General features: G+C 62.9%; 26 protein-coding genes. 6 read left to right on the top strand and 20 right to left on the bottom strand.

Annotated elements, in window-relative coordinates; all coding sequences use genetic code 11:
• Positions 1-10: 10 nt before the first annotated feature.
• The gene (gene fusA / locus AC07OK_RS06000) at positions 11-2,122 is read right to left on the bottom strand and encodes an elongation factor G (RefSeq protein WP_494689433.1); all 2,112 of its coding nucleotides are present in this window, start codon (positions 2,120-2,122) and stop codon (positions 11-13) included.
• Positions 2,123-2,316: 194 nt separating this feature from the next.
• Between fusA and AC07OK_RS05995 the strand changes: the two genes are divergently transcribed.
• Positions 2,317-3,417: a phospholipase A gene (locus tag AC07OK_RS05995; protein WP_494689660.1), complete on the top strand. Its 1,101-nt coding sequence runs from the start codon at positions 2,317-2,319 to the stop codon at positions 3,415-3,417.
• Positions 3,418-3,423: 6 nt separating this feature from the next.
• Here the strand turns inward: AC07OK_RS05995 and AC07OK_RS05990 are convergent, their stop codons facing one another.
• The 5 genes from AC07OK_RS05990 to AC07OK_RS05970 form a co-directional block, all read right to left on the bottom strand.
• Entirely contained in the window at positions 3,424-3,624 is a 201-nt protein-coding gene (locus AC07OK_RS05990) for a hypothetical protein (RefSeq protein WP_020703231.1), read from the bottom strand.
• Between the two features lie 131 nt (positions 3,625-3,755).
• Positions 3,756-4,004 (bottom strand): hypothetical protein, encoded by a 249-nt coding sequence (locus AC07OK_RS05985; RefSeq protein ID WP_494689432.1) that lies wholly within the window; start codon positions 4,002-4,004, stop codon positions 3,756-3,758.
• Positions 4,005-4,063: 59 nt separating this feature from the next.
• Positions 4,064-4,987 (bottom strand): class I SAM-dependent methyltransferase, encoded by a 924-nt coding sequence (locus AC07OK_RS05980; RefSeq protein WP_494689431.1) that lies wholly within the window; start codon positions 4,985-4,987, stop codon positions 4,064-4,066.
• 135 nt (positions 4,988-5,122) lie between these two features.
• Positions 5,123-5,794 carry an ankyrin repeat domain-containing protein gene (locus AC07OK_RS05975; RefSeq protein WP_494689430.1) on the bottom strand — a complete coding sequence of 224 codons (672 nt, stop codon included), beginning with the start codon at positions 5,792-5,794 and terminating at the stop codon, positions 5,123-5,125.
• Positions 5,795-5,801: 7 nt separating this feature from the next.
• A complete protein-coding gene (locus AC07OK_RS05970; protein ID WP_494689429.1) occupies positions 5,802-6,581 on the bottom strand; it encodes a TatD family hydrolase in 780 nt (259 codons plus the stop codon).
• 68 nt (positions 6,582-6,649) lie between these two features.
• Between AC07OK_RS05970 and AC07OK_RS05965 the strand changes: the two genes are divergently transcribed.
• Positions 6,650-7,657, top strand: coding sequence for an alpha/beta fold hydrolase (locus tag AC07OK_RS05965; RefSeq protein ID WP_494689428.1), 1,008 nt, complete (start codon positions 6,650-6,652; stop codon positions 7,655-7,657).
• A gap of 3 nt (positions 7,658-7,660) precedes the next feature.
• On the opposite strand, the gene AC07OK_RS05960 is transcribed toward AC07OK_RS05965, so the two are convergent.
• The 5 genes from AC07OK_RS05960 to mltG are packed head-to-tail and all read right to left on the bottom strand — an operon-like array spanning position 7,661 to position 11,307.
• Positions 7,661-8,182 (bottom strand): GNAT family N-acetyltransferase, encoded by a 522-nt coding sequence (locus AC07OK_RS05960; RefSeq protein WP_494689427.1) that lies wholly within the window; start codon positions 8,180-8,182, stop codon positions 7,661-7,663.
• Positions 8,183-8,212: 30 nt separating this feature from the next.
• Entirely contained in the window at positions 8,213-8,596 is a 384-nt protein-coding gene (locus AC07OK_RS05955; protein WP_036622204.1) for a PilZ domain-containing protein, read from the bottom strand.
• A gap of 10 nt (positions 8,597-8,606) precedes the next feature.
• Positions 8,607-9,644 carry a DNA polymerase III subunit delta' gene (locus tag AC07OK_RS05950; protein WP_494689426.1) on the bottom strand — a complete coding sequence of 346 codons (1,038 nt, stop codon included), beginning with the start codon at positions 9,642-9,644 and terminating at the stop codon, positions 8,607-8,609.
• A gap of 42 nt (positions 9,645-9,686) precedes the next feature.
• Entirely contained in the window at positions 9,687-10,310 is a 624-nt protein-coding gene (tmk, locus tag AC07OK_RS05945; protein ID WP_494689425.1) for a dTMP kinase, read from the bottom strand.
• A gap of 7 nt (positions 10,311-10,317) precedes the next feature.
• Positions 10,318-11,307 (bottom strand): endolytic transglycosylase MltG, encoded by a 990-nt coding sequence (gene mltG / locus AC07OK_RS05940; protein ID WP_494689424.1) that lies wholly within the window; start codon positions 11,305-11,307, stop codon positions 10,318-10,320.
• A gap of 155 nt (positions 11,308-11,462) precedes the next feature.
• Here mltG and ygfZ point away from each other — a divergent pair, with 155 nt between their 5' ends.
• The 4 genes from ygfZ (at position 11,463) to AC07OK_RS05920 (ending at position 14,364) form a co-directional block, all read left to right on the top strand.
• Positions 11,463-12,479 (top strand): CAF17-like 4Fe-4S cluster assembly/insertion protein YgfZ, encoded by a 1,017-nt coding sequence (ygfZ, locus tag AC07OK_RS05935; RefSeq protein WP_494689423.1) that lies wholly within the window; start codon positions 11,463-11,465, stop codon positions 12,477-12,479.
• A gap of 1 nt (position 12,480) precedes the next feature.
• Positions 12,481-12,768, top strand: a complete 288-nt coding sequence (locus AC07OK_RS05930; RefSeq protein WP_494689422.1) for a DUF4936 family protein — start codon at positions 12,481-12,483, stop codon at positions 12,766-12,768.
• Positions 12,759-13,502 carry an NRDE family protein gene (locus AC07OK_RS05925; protein ID WP_494689421.1) on the top strand — a complete coding sequence of 248 codons (744 nt, stop codon included), beginning with the start codon at positions 12,759-12,761 and terminating at the stop codon, positions 13,500-13,502. Before AC07OK_RS05930 ends, AC07OK_RS05925 begins: the two co-directional genes overlap by 10 nt.
• A gap of 82 nt (positions 13,503-13,584) precedes the next feature.
• Positions 13,585-14,364, top strand: a complete 780-nt coding sequence (locus AC07OK_RS05920) for a hypothetical protein (protein ID WP_494689420.1) — start codon at positions 13,585-13,587, stop codon at positions 14,362-14,364.
• 200 nt (positions 14,365-14,564) lie between these two features.
• On the opposite strand, the gene AC07OK_RS05915 is transcribed toward AC07OK_RS05920, so the two are convergent.
• From AC07OK_RS05915 to AC07OK_RS05875, 9 genes are all read right to left on the bottom strand, one after another.
• Complete coding sequence (locus tag AC07OK_RS05915; RefSeq protein ID WP_494689419.1) at positions 14,565-15,785, bottom strand: cellulase family glycosylhydrolase; 1,221 nt, start codon at positions 15,783-15,785, stop codon at positions 14,565-14,567.
• 396 nt (positions 15,786-16,181) lie between these two features.
• Positions 16,182-17,102, bottom strand: coding sequence for a hypothetical protein (locus tag AC07OK_RS05910; RefSeq protein WP_494689418.1), 921 nt, complete (start codon positions 17,100-17,102; stop codon positions 16,182-16,184).
• Positions 17,103-17,192: 90 nt separating this feature from the next.
• The gene (locus AC07OK_RS05905; protein WP_494689417.1) at positions 17,193-17,897 is read right to left on the bottom strand and encodes a carbon-nitrogen hydrolase family protein; all 705 of its coding nucleotides are present in this window, start codon (positions 17,895-17,897) and stop codon (positions 17,193-17,195) included.
• A gap of 17 nt (positions 17,898-17,914) precedes the next feature.
• Positions 17,915-18,820 (bottom strand): SDR family oxidoreductase, encoded by a 906-nt coding sequence (locus AC07OK_RS05900; RefSeq protein WP_494689416.1) that lies wholly within the window; start codon positions 18,818-18,820, stop codon positions 17,915-17,917.
• 2 nt (positions 18,821-18,822) lie between these two features.
• Entirely contained in the window at positions 18,823-19,830 is a 1,008-nt protein-coding gene (locus tag AC07OK_RS05895; RefSeq protein ID WP_494689415.1) for an NADP-dependent oxidoreductase, read from the bottom strand.
• Positions 19,831-19,832: 2 nt separating this feature from the next.
• Positions 19,833-20,615: an SDR family oxidoreductase gene (locus AC07OK_RS05890; RefSeq protein ID WP_494689414.1), complete on the bottom strand. Its 783-nt coding sequence runs from the start codon at positions 20,613-20,615 to the stop codon at positions 19,833-19,835.
• A gap of 17 nt (positions 20,616-20,632) precedes the next feature.
• Complete coding sequence (locus tag AC07OK_RS05885; RefSeq protein ID WP_494689413.1) at positions 20,633-20,935, bottom strand: Dabb family protein; 303 nt, start codon at positions 20,933-20,935, stop codon at positions 20,633-20,635.
• 26 nt (positions 20,936-20,961) lie between these two features.
• Entirely contained in the window at positions 20,962-22,854 is a 1,893-nt protein-coding gene (locus tag AC07OK_RS05880) for an acyl-CoA dehydrogenase (protein WP_494689412.1), read from the bottom strand.
• Between the two features lie 3 nt (positions 22,855-22,857).
• The gene (locus AC07OK_RS05875) at positions 22,858-24,036 is read right to left on the bottom strand and encodes an acetyl-CoA C-acyltransferase (RefSeq protein WP_494689411.1); all 1,179 of its coding nucleotides are present in this window, start codon (positions 24,034-24,036) and stop codon (positions 22,858-22,860) included.
• Between the last annotated feature and the right edge of the window lie 110 nt (positions 24,037-24,146).

Below are 24,146 nucleotides of genomic sequence, written 5' to 3'. Positions count from 1 at the left end.
GCGGGGTGGGTTAGTGGCGCGCCTTGGACGAGGTCGCGATGTGGTCGAGGATGTGCTTCGGCACGGCGGCGTAGTGCTTGAACTCCATCGTGTACGTGGCCCGGCCCTGCGTCAGCGAACGTAGCGTGGTGGAGTAGCCGAACATCTCGGCCAGCGGCACCAGCGCCCGGATGATCTTGCCGCCGCCGCCGGGAATCTCGTCCATGCCCTGTACCATGCCGCGCCGCGCCGTCAAGTCGCCCATGGCGTTGCCCATGAACTCTTCCGGCGTTTCCACTTCCACCTGCATCATCGGCTCAAGCAGCACGGGATCGGCGCGCTTCATGCCGTCCTTGAAGGCCATCGAACCGGCCATGCGGAAGGCGTTCTCGTTCGAGTCGACATCGTGGTAGGAGCCGAAGGTCAGCGTCACCTTGACGTCGACCACCGGATAGCCGGCCAGCACGCCGCTGCGCAAGGTTTCCTGCACGCCCTTGTCGACCGCAGGGATGAACTCGCGCGGCACCACGCCGCCCTTGATAGCGTCAACAAACAGATAGCCCTTGCCCGGCTCCATCGGCTCCAGGGTCAGCACCACGTGGCCGTACTGCCCGCGTCCGCCGGACTGCTTGACGAACTTGCCTTCGACATCGCTGGCCGTCTTCTGGATGGTTTCGCGATACGCCACCTGCGGCTTGCCCACCGTCGCCTCGACGCCAAACTCGCGCCGCATGCGGTCGACCAGGATTTCCAGGTGCAGCTCGCCCATGCCGGACATGATGGTCTGGCCCGATTCCTCGTCGGTATGCACGCGGAACGACGGGTCTTCCTGCGCCAGCCGGTTCAGGGCGATGCCCATCTTCTCCTGGTCGACCTTGGTCTTCGGCTCGACCGCCTGCGAGATCACCGGCTCCGGGAAGATCATCTTTTCCAGCACGATCACGTGATCCGGCGAGCTCAAGGTATCGCCGGTGGTCACGCCCTTCAGGCCCACCGCCGCCGCGATGTCGCCGGCGTAGACCTCCTTGATCTCCTTGCGCTCGTTGGCGTGCATCTGCAGGATGCGTCCCAGCCGTTCCTTCTGGCTCTTGGTCGGGTTGTAGACCGTGTCGCCGGAATTGACCACGCCCGAATACACGCGGAAGAACGTCAGCTGGCCGACGAAGGGATCGGTCATGATCTTGAACGCCAGCGCCGAGAACGGATCGCTGTCGCTCGGATGGCGCTCGATCGGATTGTCATCCTCGTCGTGACCGGCAATCGCCGGCACGTCCAGCGGCGACGGCAGATACTCGACCACCGCGTCCAGCATCGCCTGCACGCCTCGGTTCTTGAAGGCGCTGCCGGCCAGCATGGGCACGATCTCGTTGCGGATGGTGCGCTGGCGCAGTCCGGCCTTGATCTCTTCTTCGGTCAGCACGCCGCCGTCCAGGTATTTCTCCAGCAGCTCGGGCGAACCTTCGGCGGCGGCCTCGACCATTTTGTCGTGCCACTCCTGCGCCAGCGCCTGCAGGTGCGCCGGGATGTCCTCGTAGCTGAACTTGACGCCCAGGCTCTCGTCGTCCCAGTTAATCGCGCGCATCTTGACCAGGTCCACCACGCCATGGAAGTTGTCTTCCGCGCCCAGCGGAATCTGGATCGGAATGGCGACGCCTTTCAAGCGCGCGGCGATCTGCTCGCGCACGCGGAAGAAGTCGGCGCCGACGCGGTCCATCTTGTTGATGAAGGCGATGCGCGGCACGGCGTACTTGTTGGCCTGGCGCCAGACGGTCTCCGATTGCGGCTGCACGCCGCCGACGGCGTCATACACCATGACGGCGCCGTCGAGCACGCGCATGGACCGCTCGACCTCGATGGTGAAGTCGACGTGGCCGGGCGTGTCGATGATGTTGATGCGGTGCTCAGGGAAATTGCCCGCCATGCCTTTCCAGAAGGCGGTGGTGGCGGCCGAGGTGATGGTGATCCCGCGTTCCTGCTCCTGCTCCATCCAGTCCATCGTCGCGGCGCCATTGTGCACTTCGCCGATTTTGTGGTTGACGCCGGTATAAAACAGGATGCGCTCCGTGGTCGTGGTCTTGCCAGCGTCGATGTGCGCGCTGATGCCAATGTTGCGGTAACGCTCGATGGGGGTCTTGCGGGTCATCATTCTCTCCTTGATGCAATGTGAATGCAGGAAGTCTCAAGTGTAGCGATTAATGCAAATTTCAAGAGCTAGCTTATTTCTGCCGTGCGACATGACTAACGGCAATTAATATAGGCTGCAGAATAACTAGCAAGTTTAACTGAAAGTTTTCCATGACTGTTCCATCGAAACACGCCCTGCTTCTGTCCTTGGGCATGGCCCCGGCGCTGGCACTAGCCCAATCCGCCGCACCGCCAGCGGCCACCGATCTGGAACTGCGCATCGAACGCTGCTCCGTGCTGGGGGACGCCAGCGCCCGCCTGGCGTGCTACGACCGTCTGGCCAAGACAGGTCCCGCCATTCAGGCGCTCGGCGGCGCCGCGGTCGGCGTACCCGATTCTGGCAAGGTCAGCAAGATCGCCACCGCCCTGACGCTGCCCTCCAGCACCCAGCCGGCCGATCCGCCCGCCGCGCCGGTGCTGCCGCCCGTGGTCGCCGCGATGACCACCATACCGCCGGAAGACACCGTCTCGCGCATGGTGCAATGGTGGGAGCTGGACCGCTCGGCCAAGCGCGGCGTGTTCAACGTCCGCCCGCACCACGATACCTATCTGATGCTGGCCAATTACAGCACCAGTTCCAATGATGCGCCTTTTGACGATTTCACGCCGGCTGGCGTCAAGTCGCAGCACACGGAACTGACCTACCAGCTCAGTTTCAAGATGAAGCTGATCGAACAGGCGTTCAAGACGCCGATCGACCTGTGGTTCGGCTACACCCAGAACAGTTTCTGGCAAGCCTACAACCGCGCCGCCTCCAGCCCCTTCCGCGAGACCAACTACCAGCCCGAGCTGATGCTGACCACGCCGTTGAACCTGAACCTGGGCCCGGCCCTCGACGTCCGCTACCTGACCGTGGGCATGGTGCACCAGTCGAACGGCCAGACCTCGACCTTGTCGCGCAGCTGGAACCGGGTGTATGCGGAAGTGGGCGCCGAGCACGGCAAGCTGGGGGCGCAATTGCGCTTCTGGAAGCGTTTGGACAATGCCCGCTCGGACAATGACAACATCGACATCACCGATTATCTCGGCCATGGCGACCTGAACGTGAGCTACCGCAGCGACGGCCATACGTTCTCGCTCATGGCGCGCCGCAATTTCTCGACGCGCCATGGCGCCCTGCAGGCGGGCTGGTCATTCCCGGTGCTGGCCAACCTGAAAGGCTATGTGCAAGTATTCAGCGGCTATGGCCAGAGTCTGATCGACTACAACTATTCGCAGAAATCGCTGGGAGGCGGCTTCCTGGTGGATTTCTAGGCCGGCTTAGCGGCCTGGCGAGCCGCGCAGTATGCGCGCCGGCAGCATGACCACGGCACGCAGCAGCTCGAACACGCCTTCGACGCCGATGCCGATCAGGCGGAACGGCAAGGTGATCAGCCAGAACAAGGGATACAGCACCAGCGCCAGCAGAGCCAGCGGCCAGCACAGGAACAGCAAAACCAGCCACAGCAGAAATCCGAACATGAGATGCTCCCGATCCAGTTGATGCGTTGTCAATGCTGTCACTGTAGTGCGGCGCTCCCCGGCGGGCAATTGGCATGCGACCAACGGCAGAAAACCGCGATCAATCGCGCGAAACGGGGAATGAATGGGGATTATTGGCCGACGCAGATGATCTTGGTGATGTACTCATGGGCGTTCGGCTTCTTCTTGGACGCCCATTCGATCGCCTGGTTGGCTTGTTCGATAGTCAAGATCGAAGCTTTTTCCTTCGATTTGATGAAGGAAACGCCTTCAAACACGCCGTCCTTGCTGCGCATGACTTTGGCGAATACGGGTGGTTTCTGGTCGCCGTCGGCGATCTTGTTCTGCTGGATGAGGTAGCGTTGGTCGTTCTGTTCCATATATTTCTTTCTGCAAAAGACGAAATATACGCTTCAGAACGACCCGCGTGAAGAGCTTTTTAAGCGTAGGCCGGCACGTAGCTGGCCGGTTGCAGCGCTGCCTCGTACAGGATTTCGGCATGCAGCGAGGCTTGCAGCGACGGAATCGAGCCGCCGGCGCGGTACTGGAAGCTCACTTGCAGCACATCGCCTTCGCGTGCCTTGACCGGGTTGGCCAGCGGCAGCGTCATGTAGTGGTTGAGCCAGTCGATGGTGGTCGAACGCTCCGCCACCACGGCCAGGATGTTCTTGGTGACGAAGCGCATGGCGTTGATCTCGCCGCTACGCTCGACCACGAACTTGCCCTGCCATGCATAGGTCAGGTCGTTCGGCTGGTTGAAGTCGATGATGCTGTACACCGCAGGCTGCGCCACTTCCACGGTGCCAGGGTAAATCACATTGGTTTCCTGGAATTGCACGATGGGCGCGTAAAAACCTTCGAAGTCATATTCCTGCTGTAAAGGCTGGACCGCCATGATGACCGCTTCCGGCAGGAACACCGGCAACGGGCCGCCGAAGCGCTCGGTATAGCGGCGCTTGAACGATTCGATCACTTCCACCTGCTTCTCGCGCAGCATGCCGACGTGGATCATCTCGCAGATCACCACATCGACCGGTTCCGGCGGCAGGTACTCGAAGGCGTCGGCGTGGACCACTTCGACCTTTTCGCCGTTGGGGTTCAGCGCCAGCATCTTGCGTGCTTCCTTGACCATGTCGGGATTGAATTCGACGCAATACACCTTGTCCGCCTTGGCCGCCGCGAACCACGACAGCACGCCGGTGCCGCCGCCAAGCTCCAGGACCTTGGCGCCCGGCTTGACGGCGTAGTCGATGGCCGACTTGAAGCCGTGCATACGGTTTTGATCCATCAGCATATTGTGATGGTAGTGGACTGGAATGAATTGCCCCAGATAGCAGCTTTCAATCTCGCGTTCGTTCAGCATGGATATCCTTGGTTAATGCGCATTGTGTCTGGAGGCAATGCACTGGATCCATTATCGTTAACAATCTTGACCAAGCAAACCCGGAGATAAGCGCCAAAAACCCACCAATTCGGGCCTTGTCAATTCGGCACGCCCTTAGCGTTTGGCCTTCGCGGCCAGGTGGGCATCGATGGTTTTGGCGATCCAGGGCTTGTCCGCGTGGGTTGCGAACTCGGCGGCGGTCTGGTGGAAGCCGCCGTCTTTCAGGGTCGCGTCGGCGCCCTGCTCCAGCAATAATTCCACGACGTTTTCCTGACCTTCGCGGGCGGCGATCATCAGTGGCGTCATGCCGGATGGCGATTCGGCGTCGATGTAGGCGTGGTGTTCCAGCAGGATGCCGGTGATCTCGGTACTGCCGGCCGCCGCCGCGTAGTGCAAGGCCGCCCAGCCCTTCTGGTTCACCTGCGCGCCGCGCTTGAGCATGTCCACCACGGTCGCCTTGCTTTGGCGGAAGGCCGCCATCATCAGCGCGGTGTTGCCGTTGGGCGCCTTGGCTTCCAGGTCGATGCCCGGTTGATCCATCAGCAAGGTCGCGACGCGGTAGGCTTCGTAACGCATTGCGACGATCAACGCGGTTTCGCCGCCCGGCTCACGCAGATTGGGGCTCAGTCCGCGCTCCAGCAGCTTTTTGACGCCGGAGACATTATCCAACTGGGCGGCGCGGAACAGGTCGACTTCATCGTCGGTTTGCCCGGCGGCCAGCACGGGCATCGTCAAGGTGGCGGCCAGGACGGCCAGCAGCATGCGGCGTTTTGATAGATTCAGCATTAAGGAACTACGCTACCACGTTGAATAGTTTGAAGAAATTGGCCGTCGTCTGCTCGGCGACCTGCTCCACCGGCACGCCCTTGAGCTTGGCGATATATTCACCGACGTGGGCCACGAAACCCGGCTCGTTCATCTTGCCGCGGTGCGGCATCGGCGCCAGGTAAGGCGAATCGGTCTCGATCAGGATGCGTTCCAGCGGCACTTCCAGCGCCACCGCCTGCAAATCCTTGGCGCTCTTGAAGGTCACGATGCCGGAAAACGAGATGTAGAAGCCCATCTCGATCGCCGCGCGCGCCACTTCCAGCGATTCGGTAAAGCAATGCATCACGCCGGCCACGCCGCCCGCCTCCGTGCCCGCACCCTCTTCGCGCATGATGCGGATGGTGTCTTCGCTGGCATTGCGGGTGTGAATAATCAAAGGCTTGCGCGTGATTCTTGAGGCTTTGATGTGAGTGCGGAAGCGCTCACGCTGCCATGCCAGGTCGCCTTGCAGGCGGAAGTAATCCAATCCGGTCTCACCGATGGCGATGATCTTCGGGTCGTTGGACAGCTCCACCAGCTGTTCGACGGTCGGTTCAGGCGTGTCCTCATAATCCGGGTGCACGCCGACCGAGGCGTAGATGTGCGGATACTCGTGGGCCAGTGCCAGCACCTGTGGGAAATCCGGCAAGTCGACCGACACGCATAGCGCATGGGTGACTTTGTTGTCGGCCATCTTGGCCAGGATCTCGGGCATGCGAGCAGCCAGCTCGGGGAAATTAATGTGGCAATGGGAATCGATAAACATGCCGTGATTGTAACCTAAGCACGCCTGGCCTAGAATCGGCGTTCCTATTCACTGCAGGAGTTTGCCTGATGTTCAGCCGCCTTCCTTTTACCCTCGCCCTTGTTTTGCCGCTGGCCGCCATTGCCGCCGATGCGCCGCCCCAGCAGTTTGCCGACCTCGGCGACGTCCGGCTCGAAAGCGGCGCCGTCATCAAGGATTGCAAGCTCGGCTATCGCACCATCGGCACGCTGAACGCGGCGCGCTCCAACGCCGTCGTGTTCCTGCCCTGGCACACCGGCAAGAGCGGCGAAGCGGTAGCGTTGCTGGGCCCCAAAGGCTTGTTCAATACCGCCGGACACTACGTGATCGTCATCGATGCGATCGGCAATGGCGTGGCTTGCTCGCCGTCCAACAGCGCGACGCAGCACGGTACGGCCTTCCCGGCCTTCAATGTGCGTGACATGGTCGAGTCCGAACATCGGCTGCTGAGCGAGAAGCTAGGCCTCCAGCACATCCACGCCATCGTCGGCTACTCGATGGGCGCGACACAGGCTTTCCAGTGGATGGTCAGCCATCCCGGCTACATGGACGTGGCGGTGCCGATCGCCGGCACGCCGCGCCAGACCAGCTACGACCTGCTGTTCTGGCGCACCGAGGAGGCGGCCATGCTGGCCGATCCGCAATACGCCAGCGGCGACTACAAACAAAATCCCAAACTGCCCCTGTACCACCAGATTTTTTCACTGAATTTCGACACGCCGGCCTACCGCGCGGCCAAGACCAAGCCATCCGAAGTGGACAAATTCATCGCGGAGACTGTCGAGGATGACCCGGACGCGGCCGACGCCAACGATATGCGCTGGCAAATGCGCGCCTTCCTGACCCAGGATATCGGCGACGATGCCGCCAAGAAGGTCAAAGCGCGGGTCCACATCATCAACCCGCGCCAGGACTTGATTGTTAATCCGGCGCCGGCGCTGGCGTTCGCGCACCAGATCAAGGCCACGACCACAGTGCTGCAGGGCGATTGCGGCCACTCGGCGGTGGTCTGCGCAAGCGACCAGATCCGCGCGGCGGTAGACCGCGCGTTGAAGTAACGGTCAGCCTACGCGCTTGCCCAGAATGATCAGGTCGCGCTCGATGCCGTCCAGATTGGCCACCTTGGGCAGGTTGGCCCAGGTCTCAAAACCGAATTTGGCGAACAGGCCCAGGCTGGGCTTGTTGTGGCCGAAGATAAATCCCAGCAAGGTGTGCACCTTGATCGCTGGCGCGTGGGCGATGGCCTGCGCGATGCAGTAGCCGCCCACGCCCTTGCCGCGCCAGGCCTCGGCCAGGTAGATCGAAATCTCCGACGTGCCCGAATACGCCGGGCGGCCGTAGAAGTTCGAGTACGACATCCAGCCCAGGATTTCCGGCTGGCGGGACGTATCGCCGGCTTGCTCGATGATCCACAGCGGCCGCTTCTCCGGCGTGTGCTCGTGGAACCAGCCCAGGCGCGATTCCACCGACACCGGCTCGGTATCGGCCGTGACCTCGCGCGAGGCGATGGTGGTGTTGTAGATCGCGACGATGGTTGGCAAGTCGTCGAGCGTGGCGAGGCGATGGCGGAAAGCTGTGGTCATGTCGGAAAACGGTGAGGGAGTATTTTAAAACTAAAGCGTATGCGTGGCGCGCGAGGAACGCAGCGCCGCGCCGAGGATTTCTTCGATGCGCAGGCGGGCACGCTGGCCGCTCTCGTCTTCCGGGAAGTGCACGCCTATGCCCTGCGCCTTGTTGTTATGCGCGCCGGGCGGCGTGATCCAGGCGACCTTGCCGGCGATCGGGTATTTGTTGACGTCGTCCATCAACGCCAGGATCAGGTAGATCTCGTCGCCGATTTTGTAGGGCTTCTGGGTCGGCACGAACATGCCGCCGTTCTTCAGGAAAGGCATATAGGCCGCATACAGCGCGGCCTTCTCCTTGATGGCCAGCGACAATACCGTCGGCCGTGCCACGGCAGGCACGGTGTTCGGGTCGAGAGGGCTGGCAGCAGACATTAATTCCCTTTCAGGCGCAGCAGGCGGCGTAATCGAGCAACATATCCTCCAGGAACAGCTTGGGCGACAGCGGATGGTCGGCCGTCGCGCGGCGCTCGTTGGCGCCCTTGATCGCGGCCAGCAGGCGGCTGACGTGGATCTTGGAGGCCAGGCTGGCCAGCTCCTTCTGGTAACGAGGATAGTACCGGATGTTACCTGCCAGTTTGTAGGAAAACACATCATAAAGCCAGCGCTGCAACCATGAAACCTGTGCACTCAATGGCACTTTTTGCAGTTTGTCGGCAACTTTCAACGCGCCTTCCACGCTGGGGTGTGCCAACAGTTGCAGCAATACTTCCAGATCGTCACGATTGCCGACTTCGGCCTGCGCCATCGCCGCCAGCGGTGCGCCACCCTGCTCGCGCAGCCAGCTATCGGCGTCCGGCACGCCTTGCGACTTCAGCCAGGCCAGCGCTTCGGCGTGGCCAGGCATCGGCAGCGCGAACTTGCGGCAACGCGACAAGATGGTCGGCAGCAGCCGGTCCAGGCTATTGGAGGCAAGCAGGAACACCGTGCCCGGAGGCGGTTCTTCCAGCGTCTTCAACAGCGCGTTGGAGGCCGGCATGTTCAGCGCCTCGGCCGGATACAGCACCACCACCCGCAGCCCCTGGCGGTGGGTGGAAATGTTCATGAAGTCCGCCAGGTTGCGGATCTGCTCGATCTTGATCTCTTTGGATGGCGCCTTGGCCGACTTGGCGCTCGTCTTCTTGGCCTCGCCGTCGCCCTCTTCGCCGTCGGCCGCCGGCTCGTCTTCCAGCGCTTCCGGCCGCACGCGGCGGTAGTCCGGATGGTTTTGCTGGGAGAACCAGCCGCAGGACGCGCACTGGCCGCAGGCATGGCCGTCCGGCAGCACGGCCTCGCACAGCAAGCCCTGGGCGAAGCGTTCGATGAAGTCGGATTTGCCTATCCCGGCGGCGCCATGAAACAGGATGGCGTGCGGCATGCGCTGGCGCAGCAGTTGCAGCTGCTGCCAGGACGCTTCCTGCCACGGATATATGGAATTGCTCATTGTTTGGTATTCTGTTTTAAAACAAGCGCTTATGCAATACTTTTAAAGTGCAAGCAATTCATCGAGGATGGCGGCGATCCGGACCTGGATGTCCGCAATGGACTGGGTCGAATCGATCACACGGAATCGGGAAGCGAACTGGGTGGCGCGGCGCAGGTACTCGTTGCGGGTGGAGGCGAAGAAATCGGCCTTCTCCTGCTCGAACTTGTCCAGCGAGCGGGTGGCGTCCAGCCGGGCGCGCGCCACTTCCAGCGGCACGTCGAACAGCAGCGTCAGGTCCGGCTGCAGATGCGGATGCACCCATTGCTCCAGCGCTTCCAGCTTGGCCAGGTCCATGCCGCGGCCGCCGCCCTGGTAGGCGAAGCTGGCGTCGGTGAAACGATCGGAAATGGCCCAGGCGCCGCGATGCAGCGCCGGCTCGATCACTTGCGCGATGTGCTCGCGGCGGCTGGCGAACATCAGCAGCGCTTCGGTTTCCAGGTGCATCTTCTCGTGCAGCACCAGTTCGCGCAGCTTCTCGCCCAGCGGCGTGCCGCCCGGCTCGCGCGAGCTGACCAGGTCGACGCCGCGCGCCTTCAAATAGTCGCCGACGAAGGCGATGTGGGTCGATTTTCCGGCGCCGTCTATGCCTTCGAACGTAATGAATTTACCGCGGTGTTGAGTCATAAAAACTTTATCTTTGAAACTTGTTCACTGCCCGATTGTGGTCGGTCAAATTATCGGAGAACTGGCTGGTGCCGTTGCCCTTGGAAACGAAATACAGCGCCTGCGTCTTGGCCGGCGACAGCGCCGCCGCCAGCGATTGCACGCCCGGCAAGGCGATCGGCGTCGGCGGCAAACCGGTGCGGGTATAGGTATTGTAAGGGGTGTCGGTCTCCAGGTCCGATTTATGGATCTTGCCGTCGTACTTGTTGCCCATGCCGTAGATCACGGTCGGGTCGGTTTGCAGCAGCATGCCCAGCTTCAGCCGGTTGACGAACACGCCGGCGATCATGCCGCGCTCGGACTTTTGCCCGGTTTCCTTTTCGACGATGGAGGCCATGGTCAGCGCCTCGTACGGCGTCTTGTACGGCAGCGCCGGATCGCGCTTGTCCCAGGCGTCGTTCAGGCGGGTCAGCAGCATGGCGTGCGCCTGCTTGTAGATCTGCAAATCGCTGGCGCCCTTGGCGAACAGATAGGTATCCGGGAAGAACAAGCCTTCCGGCAGCTTGTATTCGGAGGCGATGGCGCGCATCACTTCCTTGTCGGACATGGCGACCGTATCGTGCTTCATGCCCTTGTGGGCGGCAATGGCGGCCCGCATCTGGCGGAAGGTCCAGCCTTCGATGATGGTCAGCTGCTCCTGCGCGAACTCGCCGCGCACCAGCTGCTCGATCAGGCGCAGCGGCGTGGTGCCGGGCTTGAGCTCGTAGGCGCCGGCTTTCAGCTTGCCGCTCTTGTTGGTCACGCGGGCAAGCAGGTTGAACAGCAAGGGCTCGATCGGCACGCCCGCTTCGGCGATCTGCTGGCCGGCGGCGTGGGCGCCGCTGCCGGGCGCGATGGTGAATTCAATGGCTTCGATCTCGTCGCCGATGATCGGGTGCTGGGACCAATACATAAAGTAGCCGCCGCCGGCAATCGCCAGCATGATGCATAAGGTGATGATTTTTTTGATAAAAGCCATTGTTAAAGCCATAGGGTTGGAACAAGTCGCACAGCTTGCCACTTCTTGGCACAGTCCGCCAGTGCGCGTTTTGCGCGGTATCCGACGCGATCCGTCCGACATCACTATAATGAGCCCGTAATGATAATGCTTTAATCGTCAAATTATTGGAAATTATGTCTTCTTGGAATGAACTTTTAGCTCAGCAAGCGCAGCCGCTGACCACCACCCAGCTCGCCGTGGGCTTTGTCGCGCCCATCAGCGACCAGGGCCTGATCGCGCTGGACGGCGAGGAATCGGCCAGTTTCCTGCACAATCAGCTGACCAACGACGTCGAACACCTGGGCCTGGGCGAAGTCCGCCTGGCCGGCTACTGCTCGCCCAAGGGCCGGCTGCTGGCCTCGTTCCTGATGTGGCGCAGCGAAACCACCATCTTCCTGCAACTGCCGCGCGAGATCCAGGCGCCGGTGCAGAAACGGCTGTCGATGTTCGTGCTGCGCGCCAAGACCAAGCTCAGCGATGCGAGCGAGTCGCCGGCCAATCAGCTTGTGCTGGGCCTGGGCGGCGGCATGGCGGAAGAAGCGCTGCAAAACTGGTTCGACCCGCTGCCGGGCAAGCCGTTCACCAAGGTCGACCATCCGCTGGGCACCTTGCTCCGGGTGGCCGATGCGTTTGGCGCGCCGCGCTACCAGTGGCTGATGTCGGCGGAAGTCGCACAGACCGTGGCGCCCGAGCTGGCCGCCAAGCTGTCGGTCGGCCGCACCGACGCCTGGCATCTGTCGGAAATCCATGCCGGCATTCCGCAGATCACCAAGGCCACGCAGGAACAGTTCGTCCCGCAGATGATCAATTTCGAACTGCTGGGCGGCGTCAATTTCAAGAAGGGCTGCTATCCGGGACAGGAAATCGTCGCCCGCAGCCAGTATCTTGGCAAGCTCAAGCGGCGCACCACGCTGGTCAGCATCGCCGACGCGGCGGCGGCGGCCGGCGTTGAAGTGTTCGCCACCGCCGATCCCGAACAGCCATGCGGCATGGTCGTCAACGCCGCCCCCAACGGCAAAGGCGGCATCGACGCGCTGGTCGAAATGAAGCTGGCCGCCATCGACGCGGCCTCGGTCCGTCTTGGCTCGGCCGGCGGCGCACCGCTGACCTTCCTCGACATGCCGTACGTGCTGGACCCACTCGATCTCTAGCATGGATCTCTACATTTACTATCAGGTCAAGGATGCCGACGCGGCGTTCTTGCTGGCGGCGGTCGTCCCGATGCAGGCAGCGCTGGGCGCGCGGCACGGCGTCGTGTGCCAGCTCAAGCGCCGTCCCGAAGCCAGGGACGGCCAGCAAACGTGGATGGAAGTGTATGCCGCCACGCCGGCCGGATTCGCGTCCGCGCTGGATGAAGCCGTCGAACAGGCCGGCCTGTCCGCCTGGACCGCCGGCCCGCGCCACACCGAATTGTTTATGGATTTAGTCACATGTGCCTGATCGTTTTTGCCTGGCGGGTCATCCCTGCGGTACCGCTGGTGGCGGCCGCCAACCGGGATGAGTTCTACCAGCGCGCCACCGCGCCGGCGGCCCCGTGGCCGGAACATCCGCAGATTTTCGCGGGCCGCGACTTGCAGGCCGGCGGCAGCTGGATGGGCATTACGCAGCTAGCGCCCGGCAACAAGGCCTCGCGCTTTGCCGCCATCACCAACATCCGCGCACCGTCCGAGCATCGCGACAACGCCCCCTCGCGCGGCCATCTGGTGGCCGACTACCTGGCCGGCAACATGACGCCACAGGAATACGTCGACGCCATCCGCGCCGATGCCGCCGCCTACAACGGCTTCAACCTGGTGCTGAGCGACGGCGACACGCTGATCTGGTTCTCCAACCGCGGCGACGACGACCCGCGCAACGGCAAGCCGCTGGAACCGGGCGTGTACGGCCTGTCGAACGCGCTGCTGGACGCGCCGTGGCCCAAGGTGTTGAAAACCAAGGCGCAGTTCGCCAGCCTGCTGTGCCTGGGCGCGCCGGACGACGCCTACTTCGAAATGCTGGCCGACACCACGCCCGCGCCCGACCAGCGCCTGCCGGAAACCGGGGTGCCGCTGGACCTGGAACGCATGCTGTCGGCGGTGCGGATCGAAAGCCCGAGCTACGGCACCCGCACCTCCACCGTGGTCAAGCTCTACGCCGACGCCCCTGCGACCTTGCAAGAGATGCTGATACACTAGCAAGCAGAACTGTTCGCGCACGGCCACCCCGGCCCGCCGCAGGCTTCTCACTTGCTTAACCTCCATGCGTGTATCGCCGTTGTTGTCCATTCCGTTACTGATGCTGCTGGCCGGGCAGGCCGCCGCTGCCTGCGCGCCGCTGCGCTTCGGCTACACCGACCAGGCAGTGCCGCCCTACTATCTCGGCGTTGGCGCGGACGAAGGCAAACCAGCCGCCGGCGCCCTGGCCGACCTGACCCGCGAAGCGGCCGCCAGCGCCGGCTGCACCACCGTGATGGTGCGCATGCCGCCGCCGCGCCTGCGGCTCAGCATGGAGAGCGGCGAGATCGACGCCACCTCGCTATTCTCTCCCGACGTGGTCGGCCCTTCACCGAACATCGTCTATCCCCTCGACAAGCACGGCAAGCCTGATCCCGCCCGCGGCATGGCCTTGTACAGCGTGGTGTTTGTGCGCACCAGCGATGATCTGCCCAAGCACGGCGACCCGGCGATCATCATGCGCGGACGCATCATCGGCCTGTCGCACGGCGCGCCCCACATCAAGGTCTTGCGCGAGCGCGGTGTCCAGGTCGACCAGGGCGCAGCCAATCCGGACACCAATTTCGAAAAGCTGCGCCACCACCGCATCGACGGTTTCGCCGTATCGCTGGCGTCGAAGGACGACATGGACGCCACCGTGGCGGCGCGCTACGGCAAGGAATTCACGCGGCTCGACAAGCCCTTGTTTTCGACCACGGCCTGGCTGGCTCTCAACAAGACCTACTACGAGCAAAACCGGCGGCAAGCCGAAGCCATCTGGCATTGGTACGGCACGCACGGACCTGCACGCCTGAGTGCCCTGCTCAAAAAGTACGGCAACTAGCCGCCAGCCGGTCGGTATTGAGGGCGCTCCAGTCTCCGGTGCGGATAACGGGCTTGACGGGGTTGGTCATCGGCGTGCAGGCTAGTTGGGGAAGCACGATTGTCGCATGCGGGACGCCGGACCAGGCCATTGCCGCGAAACCGGGGACAGCCGTGGCGTCGAAACCGGCGCCACGGCAGCTGGCCGTGCCTTGGGCCTGCTTAAGGCGTGTCGCTCCAGGTGCTCATGACAGTGTTCATGTCACGCACTTTCGCCAACTGATATTTGCGGGCGTTGGTGGTCGTCACGTTGAACGAAGAATCCTGATAGCGGAAATCATAGACCCACAGCGCGGACAGCGGCACTCGGTTATCCAGAATGGCCCCGGTGATCTCATCAAACCTGGCGCTGGTCGTCGATGGCGAGCCGATCTCCGGGGCGCCAAATTCACCCAGGAAGAATGCGCGTTTCTCGAGCCTGGATTGAGCCATGGCGGCGGCCAGCACCTGGCTATAGGTACCCGTCTTTTGACCGAAGTATAGTTTCATATCTTCCGGGTTGGGATCCAGGTACAGGTGCATCGTCAGTGTCTTGAGCGGGGCGGGTTCATTGCTCGACAGGTACTGGCCAAACTCCTTCTCCGTATCCGATTTCCACGCCGTAGGGTTGGCGAAAACGAGATTGTAAGCGCAGTAGCGCGGCACATTGTTACCGCTGAATACGGGATTGTGCGAGTCGATCGACTGCACCGTTGCCGCGAAAAGCTGCAAGGCGCTCAAATAATCTCCCCTGACGATATTGTCCGCCAACGCACCTGGTTTTTTTGGATCCGGATCATCTGGCGGCAATGAGCCTTGCCCCACATCCACCGGTTTATAGATGTAGTTGGTCTCCTTCAGATCGATGAAACTACTGCCCTCGTTGGCGAATTCCCAGCCCCACAATGCGGGATGGCCCTCGTAGCGCTTAACCAACTCAGTCGTGATGCTGACCATGGCTTTGCGGGTGACACTTTGGTCTTTTCCCCACGCCGGCATGCGCTCTTTCTGGAAATCCGAAAAACCGGTCCAGTTGAAGAACACACTCATGACCACGCCAACGTTCTTACTCTGCGCATAGTCCATGAACTTGTCCAGGCGCGCCAGCACTTCCGGTTTGAGTCCATCCTTGGTGGCGTTCAGGACCAAGGCAAGGTCGCTTGGCCAGAAACCGAGCGTGTTCATTCGGAAGAAAGGAATGTTGTTTTTACTCAGTTCATCGATGCCGCCTTGGTAGCTCAGATCGTTCCGCGTGAACGCATTGAAGTAGTTGACCCCGACGCCGTGGAAGGGCTGGCCGTCCTTGTAGTACTTGTCGCCCACCACGGTGAGCGGGCCGGCATAGGCAGAGCCAGCGTAGATCAGAGCGGAACCCAGCAGAGCACCCAGTACTTTCAATTTCATAGATCGCCTTCGTCAAGTGGCTTTGACAGTTGCTCTACACATGTAAAGGCCGCCGCACCGCATTTAAGTGAATATTTCACAAGATTTACATTTTACCCATGTAAACCAGATTCAATACTCACCAACGGTAACTGAACTTCAACGTAGACTTTCGCATGCAAGATGCCACTCAAAGAAGTCGACATACGCGCGCCACCGGGGACACGCCAGGCCTTAGTTCGGCAGCACCCCCGTAGTCGAGGCCGCCACGGCGCGCTATGGTCGCTGGCGCGCACCTTCACCACCGAGCACGCGGCGAGGCGGTCAGCCGTCGCACCGGGCGGCGCGAACGCCGCAACCCGACGGCGCAGGAACAGGACGAGACGGCATCGAATGACGCCCAAGCCGTCATCGTTTTCACGCGGTAGGCGGCCGGCGGGCCGCCGTAGCGGGCGCCGGCGTAGTTGTCTGGCGCTGCTTCCAGGCCCTGAAGATGCGCTCGGCCTGGGCGTCGGCATCGTTCTTCTGCGGCTCGCTCAGTTCTTTGGCCCAGGCCTCCAGCATGGACTTCGGATAAACGCCTTCGTCGGCATTGATCGCGCCCAGCACCTTGTTGGCCGCCGTATACTCCATGTACAGGTCGGCCGTGCTGATGACCTTGCCCAGCTCGGCGTAGCCGCTTACGCCAAAGAGCAAGGCATCGGGATAGCCTTGTGCGATGCGTTCATCAAGGCGCCGTAGCGCATCGGCGCGCCATTCGACCACGACCGGATCGCCCGGCCGCTGCTTCAACGCGGCGCGGTCGCCCTGCGGGCCGGCGAAAATATAGACCGCCAAAGCACCAGGTATCCCCTGCTCGACGGCGTAACTCAAGAGATGAAAACGGTCCAATCTGGTCCTGCCGGTCAAACCCGCGCATATCCTGCGCAGCACCTGCAGTGTGGGCTCGCCGGCCTTGTGCTCCACCAGCTGGAGTTGAAAACCGGTGTCCAGCTTGTCGAACTTGACACTCACGTCATCGACGATTTCCTTGTCCCTCTCCAAGGTCAGGCACTCACCGATCTTCTTGTATGCCTCAAATGATTTTTCCGGATCCCCGGCGGCCGCGCGAACCATATCTTCGACGCGGACTTCGGCCTGCGGTGCCGGCGCGGCATGTGCTGTCGCGGCGGCAGGCACGGCCGGCGGGGCAGCTTTGCCGTCATGGCCGGCTGGACTTGCGCTGAGAATTGGAGCGGCTTCGTCTTGCGGTCGGGTCAGCCAATCGACGCCCTTCCAGATAGCCGCCGCAGCGACCAAAACGGACAATATCCAAAACAGTCTTTTGGCGGTAAGCATAAGATGCAAGTGAGTAGACTTGCCATTAGCTTAACACGATGTCGTTATGCCAAAATACACGCTTTGTCGCCGCCATCGCCAGCGCGGCAGTCAGCCCACCTCAAATACCGCGACGCCCTCGCTTCCCTCGGCCACACGGGCGACCACCGCCCCTTGCGGACTGACTATGCAAGTACAGCCGAAACTGATCTGTTCCCCAGCCGTTCCCACCACGTCGGAGGAAGCGACCCAACAAGCCGTCTCGATTGCCCTTTGCCGCAAATTCTCCACGCTGCGGGACCGCCACTTTTCTGCGGTCGCGGAGGCTAGCATGTTGTTGAGGGGGTAGCAGATCAGTCGGGCGCCTTGCTCGCTCAGACGCCGGGCGCTCTCGGGGAAATTCGCATCGAAGCAAATGTTGATGCCAAACGTCAGGCCGGACTTCTGGAAGACAGGCGCCTCGCGCCCCGGCAGGAAGGCACGCTCGTTAGGATGGCTCTTGGCATACACACCCCGTAGCGCGCCCTCGCCGATCACCGCTGCGGAGTTGTAGTAGCCGTCCGCGCGTTGCTCGATGAAGCCCACAATCACATCCACGCCGGATGACGGCAGCATCGCCAAGACATTCGCGAATGCCGGACCATCGACCGCCCTGCGGGCTATCGTAGGCAGGTCGGTTGCATAGCCCTGCAAATAGCACTCGGGGAAAAGCGCCAGGCCGATACCCTGGCTTTCACACCAAGCGATGTCGTCGCTCAGGCGGCGGGCTGCCTGAGCAATATCGTCAAAGACGGGCTGGCGCTGAAAAGCCGCCACGCGCAGCCTCGGCAAGATCAGCCCAGCTTCATCTTGGCCCGCAGCGCTTCGCGCACATGCGGCGTGGCGGCGTAGGGATCGCCGGGGTTGGTGCCGGCGACGATGTGCTCCATGCGCTCCTGCACGCCGGCCAGCGCACCCGGATGCGAGTAGATGTAGAAGTCGCCGTTGGCGATGGCCTTGAAGGTGATCTCCGCCACGTCCTGCGCCGACACCTTGCCGGACGATACCGCCTTGTCCGTCATCGCCTGCGCCGCCAGCTGGCTGGCGGTCGGGCCCTGCGTCATGCGCACGTCCTCGGGACGGTTGCGGTGCGACTGGCTGATCCCGGTCGGCACAAAGTACGGGCACAACACCGACGCCCCGATCGGCGCGCCGACCAGTTGCAGATCCTGGTACAAAGTCTCCGACAACGACACCACCGCATGCTTGGAGACGTTGTACACACCCATCGCCGGCGCGTTCAGCAAGCCCGCCATCGACGCTGTGTTGACGATATGGCCTTCGAACGACGGATCGCTCTTGGCCGACTCCAGCATCAGCTTGGTGAAGATGCGCACACCGTGGATCACGCCCCAGACGTTCACGCCCATCACCCAATCCCAGTCGGCCTCGGTGTTTTCCCAGATCAGGCCGCCGGAGCCGACGCCGGCGTTGTTGAACAACAGATGCACGGCGCCGAATTCAGCGACGGCCGCGTCGGCCAGCGCCTGCACTTGCTCGCCCTTGCGCACGTCGCACAGGCGCGAGATCACGCTGGCGCCCTGCGCCTTCAGCTCGTCGACGGCGCGTTGCAGCGCATCGACCTGCACGTCGGCCAGCACCAGCTTCATCCCCTCGCGCGCCGCCACACTGGCGAATTCACGACCCAAACCACTTGCGCCACCGGTGATGACGACGACCTTGTCTCTGAATGTTTTCATTTTTAGATAAGCTTTACCAGTTGTTTGCCGAAGTTCTGCCCTTGCAGCAGGCCCATGAATGCTTGCGGCGCGGCCGCGAGGCCGTCCGCTACCGATTCCCGGTATTTGATCTGGTGATTGGCGACCAGCACCGCCAGCTCCTGCAAGCCCTGCTGCCAGAACTCCATATGCTCGGTGACGATGAAGCCGCGCAGCATCAGGCGGTTGATCAGCAGCAGGCGCGAATTCTTGATCGGCATCTCCTGGCCGTTGAAGCCGGCGATCAGGCCGCACAAGGCCACGCGGGCGAAGGGATTGGTGCGCGCCAGCGCCGCGTCCAGGCAGGCGCCGCCGACGTTTTCAAAGATCGCGTCGACGCCGTCCGGCGTGGCGGCGGCCAGGTCGGCGTCCAGCTTGCCGGCCTTGTAGTCGACACAGGCATCGAAGCCCAGCTGCTTGACCACGTACTCGCACTTCTCCGGCCCGCCGGCGATGCCGACCACGTGGCATCCGCGCAGCCGCGCCAGTTGCCCGACCACGCTGCCGACCGCGCCGCTGGCGGCCGACACCACCACCGTGTCGCCGGCGCCGGCCTCCAGGATTTGATGGAAGCCGTACCACGCCGCCATGCCCGGCATGCCGACCACGCCCAGGTAGGCCGACAGCGGAATGCGGGTGGTGTCGAGCTTGCGCAGCAGCACGCCGTCGGACACGCCCATCTCGGCCCAGCCCAGCATGCCGCCGACCGAGTCGCCGGCTTTAAAATAGTCGTTGCGCGACGCCAGCACCTGGCCCACGGTGCCGCCTATCATGGTCTCGTCCAGCGCTTGCGAAGTGGCGTAGCTCTTGGCCGCGCTCATGCGCCCGCGCATGTACGGATCCAGCGACAGGTAATGATTGCGGATCAGCACCTCGCCGTCGGCCAGCTCGGGCACATCCACCGTCTCCAGCCGGAAGTTCTCCACCGCCACCGGGCCGCGCGGACGCGCCGCCAGCACGATGCGCCGGTAGGTCTTGGGGATATCGGTCATGGTCAGACCGCCGACACGCCGCCGTCCACCGCCAGGATCTGGCCGGTGATGTGCTTGCCGGCGTCGGAGGCGAACAGCACCGCCGCGCCTTTCAAGTCTTCGTCGTCGCCCAGGCGGCCCAGCGGCGCATCCTTGGACAGTTCGTCCGGCCCCAGCTTCTCCAGCAAGCCCTTGGTCATCTTCGACGGGAAGAAGCCCGGCGCCAGCGCGTTGACGGTGATGCCATGACGGCCCCACTCGCCCGCCAGCGTGCGCGTGAAGTTGACCAGCGCGCCTTTCGAGGTGTTGTAGGCGATGGTCTGCATGGTGCCCGGCGGATTGCCGGCCAGGCCGGCGATCGAGGCGATGTTGATGATGCGGCCGTAGCCGCGCGGGATCATCGAACGCTTGCCCACCAGTTGCGACACCAGGAAGATGCTGCGGATGTTCAGGTTCATCACCTTGTCCCACGCCTCGAGGGGATGGTCTTCGGCCGGCGCGCCCCAGCTGGCGCCGGCGTTGTTGATCAGGATGTCGATATGGCCGAGGTGGGCCAGCGCGGCCGTCACCAGCGCGTCCGCGTGCGCATCCTGCGACAGGTCGGCGGCGATGGCGTGGGCGTTGATGCCGTGGCCGGTCAGGAAGGCCACCGCTTCATCCAGGTCCGCCTGCTTGCGCGAGGAGATGACGACTTTGGCGCCCTGCTCGCCCAGCGCCAGCGCCATTTGCAGGCCCAGTCCGCGCGAACCGCCGGTGATCAGCGCGGTCTTGCCGGCCAGGGAAAACAATTCTTGAGTTGTACGCATTGCGGTGTCCTTAACTGTTAGATTTCGTAGTCCATGCACTGGCGCGCATCGCGCACCGCGACGAAGAAGGGTTTCATGGCCACGTGATCGGGATGGTTCTGGTATTCGTCCAGCGCGGCCTTGTCGGTGAATTCGGAGTACAGCATCACGTCATAGGTCGCCTCCAGGCCGGGTTGGGCCACGACGGCCTCCAGCTTGAGCAGGCCGGGCACCAGGCCGATGCATCCGTCCAGCAGCGCCTTCATCTTGGCCGCGTTGGTGGCGCGGTCGGCGCCTTCGGCATGGTCCTTCAGTTTCCACATTACGATGTGCTTGATCATCTGGTCTCGCTTTCGTTATCGCTTGTCTAGAACCACGCGTCGCGCATGTCGAGCGTGGTGGTGTCTATGCTGGCCAGCAGTTCCAGTTGCTGTTCGACTTTCGGCAGTTCCCAGTGGAAGAAGTAGCGGCAGGCTTGCAGCTTGCCGCGATAGAAATCGGGGTCGCCGGTTTCCAGCGCGGCAGCGGCCAGCAAGGCTTGCTGCAGCCAGATCCAGGCGACCACCACGTGGCCGACCGCCTCCAGGTACAGGCTGGCGTTGGCCAGGGTTTTATTCAGGTCGCCGGCAGCATACAGCTTTTGGGTGACGAGTTCCACTGCCTGCCATGCGGCATCCAATGCGTCGGCGTGCGCCAGCAGTTCCTTGCTGATGCCGGCCAGCTCAGGCGATACAACATCCGGCGCGCCGACGCTGCCGCGCACCTTGCGTACCGTCTTGCGCAGCTCGGCGCCGAAAGCCTTGAACAGCGCGCCGTCCTGCACGGTGGCCTTGCGGCCCAGCAGGTCGAGGCCATGGATGCCGTGCGTGCCTTCGTGGATGGCGTTCAGGCGATTGTCGCGGTAGAACTGCTCGACGTTGTATTCCCGCGTGTAGCCGTAGCCGCCATGCACCTGGATCGCCAGGCTGTTGGCCTCCACGCACCATTGCGACGGCCACGATTTGGTGATCGGCGTCAGGAAATCCAGCAGCCGCGCCGCATGCTCGCGGGCTTCCGGCGTTTCGGCGCCGTGCTGTTCGTCGACCAGGCGGGCGCTGTACAGCACAAGGCCGAGGCCGCCTTCAACATAAGCCTTCTGGGCCAGCAGCATGCGCCGGACATCGGTGTGTTCAATGATCGGCAGTTGCGGCTGGGCCGGATCTTTTTGCGCCGGATGGCGGCCTTGCGGACGGTTGCGGGCGTAGTCCAGCGCATGCAGATAGCCGGTGTAGCCCAGCACCGCTGCACCCAGGCCGACGCCGATGCGCGCCTCGTTCATCATGTGGAACATATTGGCCAGGCCCTGGTGCGGCTTGCCGACCAGGTAGCCGACGGCGCCGCCCTTGCCTTGCGGCTGGAACTTGCCTTCGCCAAAGTTGAGCAGGCAATTGCTGGTGCCGCGGTTGCCCATCTTGTGGTTCAGGCCGGCCAGCACGACGTCGTTGCGCTCGCCGAGGCTGCCGTCTTCGTGGACCAGGAACTTGGGCACGATGAACAGCGAGATGCCTTTGACGCCCGGGATCAGCTTGCCGTCCGGACCGGGGATCTTGGCCAGCACCAGGTGCACGATGTTATCCGACAGCTCGTGCTCGCCGGCCGAGATCCACATCTTGTTGCCGCTCAGGCGGTACTGGCGTTCACCATCCTCGCCGGCTTGCGGATCGGGCACGGCGCGGCTGGTGATGTCGGACAGGCTGGAACCGGCCTGCGGCTCCGACAGGCACATGGTGCCGAAAAAGCGGCCGGCGAACATCGGATCGACATAGCGCCGCACCTGTTCCGGCGTGCCGCACTTGAGCAGGGTGTTGGCGCTGCTCATGGTGAGGAAGGTGTAGGCGCTGGTGGCCACGTTGGCCGCCGTGAAGTACGAGGCCAGCACCTTCTCCACCACCACCGGCAGCTGCATGCCGCCGCGCTCGAAGTCCTGCCCGGCCGCCATCAGGCCGGCGGCGGAGAAGGCGTCGAGCGCCGTCTTCACCTCAGGTATGATCTTGACGCTCAGGCAGCGCTCGCCAGGCACCGCGTGCGGCTCCTGGTTGTCGCTCTTCTTGTTGTGCGGCGCGAACAGCTCGGTGGCGAGCTGCTCGGCCGTATCGATGGCGGCATCGAAGCTTTCGCGGTTGTGGTCCTGGAAGCGGGCGCGCCGCGTCAGCGCCTCCGCATCCAGCCATTCATACAGCATGAAGGCGATGTCGCGGCGCGACAGCAGAAGGGACGGCATGGCTTACACCACTTCGAACAGGCCCGCCGCTCCCTGGCCGCCACCAATGCACATGGTGACGACCACATATTTAACGCCACGGCGCTTGCCTTCCAGCAGCGCATGGCCGGTCAGGCGCGCGCCAGACACGCCGTACGGGTGGCCGACGGCGATCGCGCCGCCGTTCACGTTCAGGCGGTCCATCGGGATGCCGAGCGTGTCGGCGCAGTACAGCACCTGCACGGCAAACGCTTCGTTTAACTCCCACAGGCCGATGTCCTCGACCTTCAGGCCGGCCTTCTTCAGCAGTTTGGGAATCGCGAACACCGGGCCGATGCCCATTTCGTCCGGCTCGCAGCCGGCGACGGCGAAACCGCGGAAGATGCCCAGCGGCTGCAGGCCCTTGGCGGCCGCGGTCTGCGCGCTCATCACGATCGACATCGAGGCGCCGTCCGAGAACTGGCTGGCATTGCCGGCGCTGATGACGCCGCCCGGCATGGCACTGCGGATCTTCGACACCGCTTCATAAGTCGTGTCGGCGCGGATGCCTTCATCGGCCGAGATCGTCACTTCCCTGGTCAGCAGCATGCCGCTGGCCTTGTCGGCCACGCCCATGGTGGTGGTCATCGGCACGATCTCGGCATCGAAGCGGCCGGCGGCCTGGGCGGCGGCGGCGCGCTGCTGGCTCTGCACGCCGTATTCGTCCTGGCGCTCGCGGCTGATGTTGTAGCGCTTGGCCACGGTTTCCGCCGTCTGCAGCATCGGCCAGTAGATTTCCGGCTTGTGCTGCGACAGCCAGACTTCCTTGTACATGTGCATATTCATTTCCTGCTGCACGCAGGAGATCGATTCCACGCCGCCGGCGGCGTAGATGTCGCCTTCGCCGGCGATGATGCGCTGGGCGGCGGTGGCGATGGTCTGCAGGCCGGACGAGCAGAAACGGTTGATGGTCATGCCGCCGGTGGTCACCGGGCAGCCGCCGCGGATGGCGATCTGGCGCGCGATGTTGCCGCCGGTGGCGCCCTCGGGGTTGGCGCAGCCGATCAGCACGTCTTCCACTTCGCCTGCTTCGATGCCCGCGCGGCTGATCGCCGCTTGCAGCGCATGGCCGCCCAGGGTGGCGCCATGCGTCATGTTGAACGCGCCTTTCCACGACTTGGCCAAACCAGTACGGGCGGTTGAAACAATGACGGCGTCGATCATGAAAGTCTCCTATGAGTGGGTGTTTTTAGTGAATCCAGAATAGCATATTTTAGTACGGTCGTTCGCAAATATTTATGTAAGGTTCATGTAAGTTTGGAGCAAGCTTTGTG

Source organism: Duganella sp. GW821-FHT07G03 (assembly GCF_059418605.1).
The sequence above is the reverse complement of the archived record's forward strand: the minus strand, read 5'-3'. Positions and strand labels throughout refer to the sequence as shown.

Excerpts from the sequence above, each read along its gene's own strand:
- fusA (WP_494689433.1), bottom strand. The coding sequence starts at position 2,122 with ATGACCCGCAAGACCCCCATCGAGCGTTACCGCAACATTGGCATCAGC.
- AC07OK_RS05995 (WP_494689660.1), top strand. The coding sequence starts at position 2,317 with ATGGCCCCGGCGCTGGCACTAGCCCAATCCGCCGCACCGCCAGCGGCC.
- AC07OK_RS05990 (WP_020703231.1), bottom strand. The coding sequence starts at position 3,624 with ATGTTCGGATTTCTGCTGTGGCTGGTTTTGCTGTTCCTGTGCTGGCCG.
- AC07OK_RS05985 (WP_494689432.1), bottom strand. The coding sequence starts at position 4,004 with ATGGAACAGAACGACCAACGCTACCTCATCCAGCAGAACAAGATCGCC.
- AC07OK_RS05980 (WP_494689431.1), bottom strand. The coding sequence starts at position 4,987 with ATGCTGAACGAACGCGAGATTGAAAGCTGCTATCTGGGGCAATTCATT.
- AC07OK_RS05975 (WP_494689430.1), bottom strand. The coding sequence starts at position 5,794 with ATGCTGAATCTATCAAAACGCCGCATGCTGCTGGCCGTCCTGGCCGCC.
- AC07OK_RS05970 (WP_494689429.1), bottom strand. The coding sequence starts at position 6,581 with ATGTTTATCGATTCCCATTGCCACATTAATTTCCCCGAGCTGGCTGCT.
- AC07OK_RS05965 (WP_494689428.1), top strand. The coding sequence starts at position 6,650 with ATGTTCAGCCGCCTTCCTTTTACCCTCGCCCTTGTTTTGCCGCTGGCC.
- AC07OK_RS05960 (WP_494689427.1), bottom strand. The coding sequence starts at position 8,182 with ATGACCACAGCTTTCCGCCATCGCCTCGCCACGCTCGACGACTTGCCA.
- AC07OK_RS05955 (WP_036622204.1), bottom strand. The coding sequence starts at position 8,596 with ATGTCTGCTGCCAGCCCTCTCGACCCGAACACCGTGCCTGCCGTGGCA.
- AC07OK_RS05950 (WP_494689426.1), bottom strand. The coding sequence starts at position 9,644 with ATGAGCAATTCCATATATCCGTGGCAGGAAGCGTCCTGGCAGCAGCTG.
- tmk (WP_494689425.1), bottom strand. The coding sequence starts at position 10,310 with ATGACTCAACACCGCGGTAAATTCATTACGTTCGAAGGCATAGACGGC.
- mltG (WP_494689424.1), bottom strand. The coding sequence starts at position 11,307 with ATGGCTTTTATCAAAAAAATCATCACCTTATGCATCATGCTGGCGATT.
- ygfZ (WP_494689423.1), top strand. The coding sequence starts at position 11,463 with ATGTCTTCTTGGAATGAACTTTTAGCTCAGCAAGCGCAGCCGCTGACC.
- AC07OK_RS05930 (WP_494689422.1), top strand. The coding sequence starts at position 12,481 with ATGGATCTCTACATTTACTATCAGGTCAAGGATGCCGACGCGGCGTTC.
- AC07OK_RS05925 (WP_494689421.1), top strand. The coding sequence starts at position 12,759 with ATGTGCCTGATCGTTTTTGCCTGGCGGGTCATCCCTGCGGTACCGCTG.
- AC07OK_RS05915 (WP_494689419.1), bottom strand. The coding sequence starts at position 15,785 with ATGAAATTGAAAGTACTGGGTGCTCTGCTGGGTTCCGCTCTGATCTAC.
- AC07OK_RS05910 (WP_494689418.1), bottom strand. The coding sequence starts at position 17,102 with ATGCTTACCGCCAAAAGACTGTTTTGGATATTGTCCGTTTTGGTCGCT.
- AC07OK_RS05900 (WP_494689416.1), bottom strand. The coding sequence starts at position 18,820 with ATGAAAACATTCAGAGACAAGGTCGTCGTCATCACCGGTGGCGCAAGT.
- AC07OK_RS05895 (WP_494689415.1), bottom strand. The coding sequence starts at position 19,830 with ATGACCGATATCCCCAAGACCTACCGGCGCATCGTGCTGGCGGCGCGT.
- AC07OK_RS05890 (WP_494689414.1), bottom strand. The coding sequence starts at position 20,615 with ATGCGTACAACTCAAGAATTGTTTTCCCTGGCCGGCAAGACCGCGCTG.
- AC07OK_RS05885 (WP_494689413.1), bottom strand. The coding sequence starts at position 20,935 with ATGATCAAGCACATCGTAATGTGGAAACTGAAGGACCATGCCGAAGGC.
- AC07OK_RS05880 (WP_494689412.1), bottom strand. The coding sequence starts at position 22,854 with ATGCCGTCCCTTCTGCTGTCGCGCCGCGACATCGCCTTCATGCTGTAT.
- AC07OK_RS05875 (WP_494689411.1), bottom strand. The coding sequence starts at position 24,036 with ATGATCGACGCCGTCATTGTTTCAACCGCCCGTACTGGTTTGGCCAAG.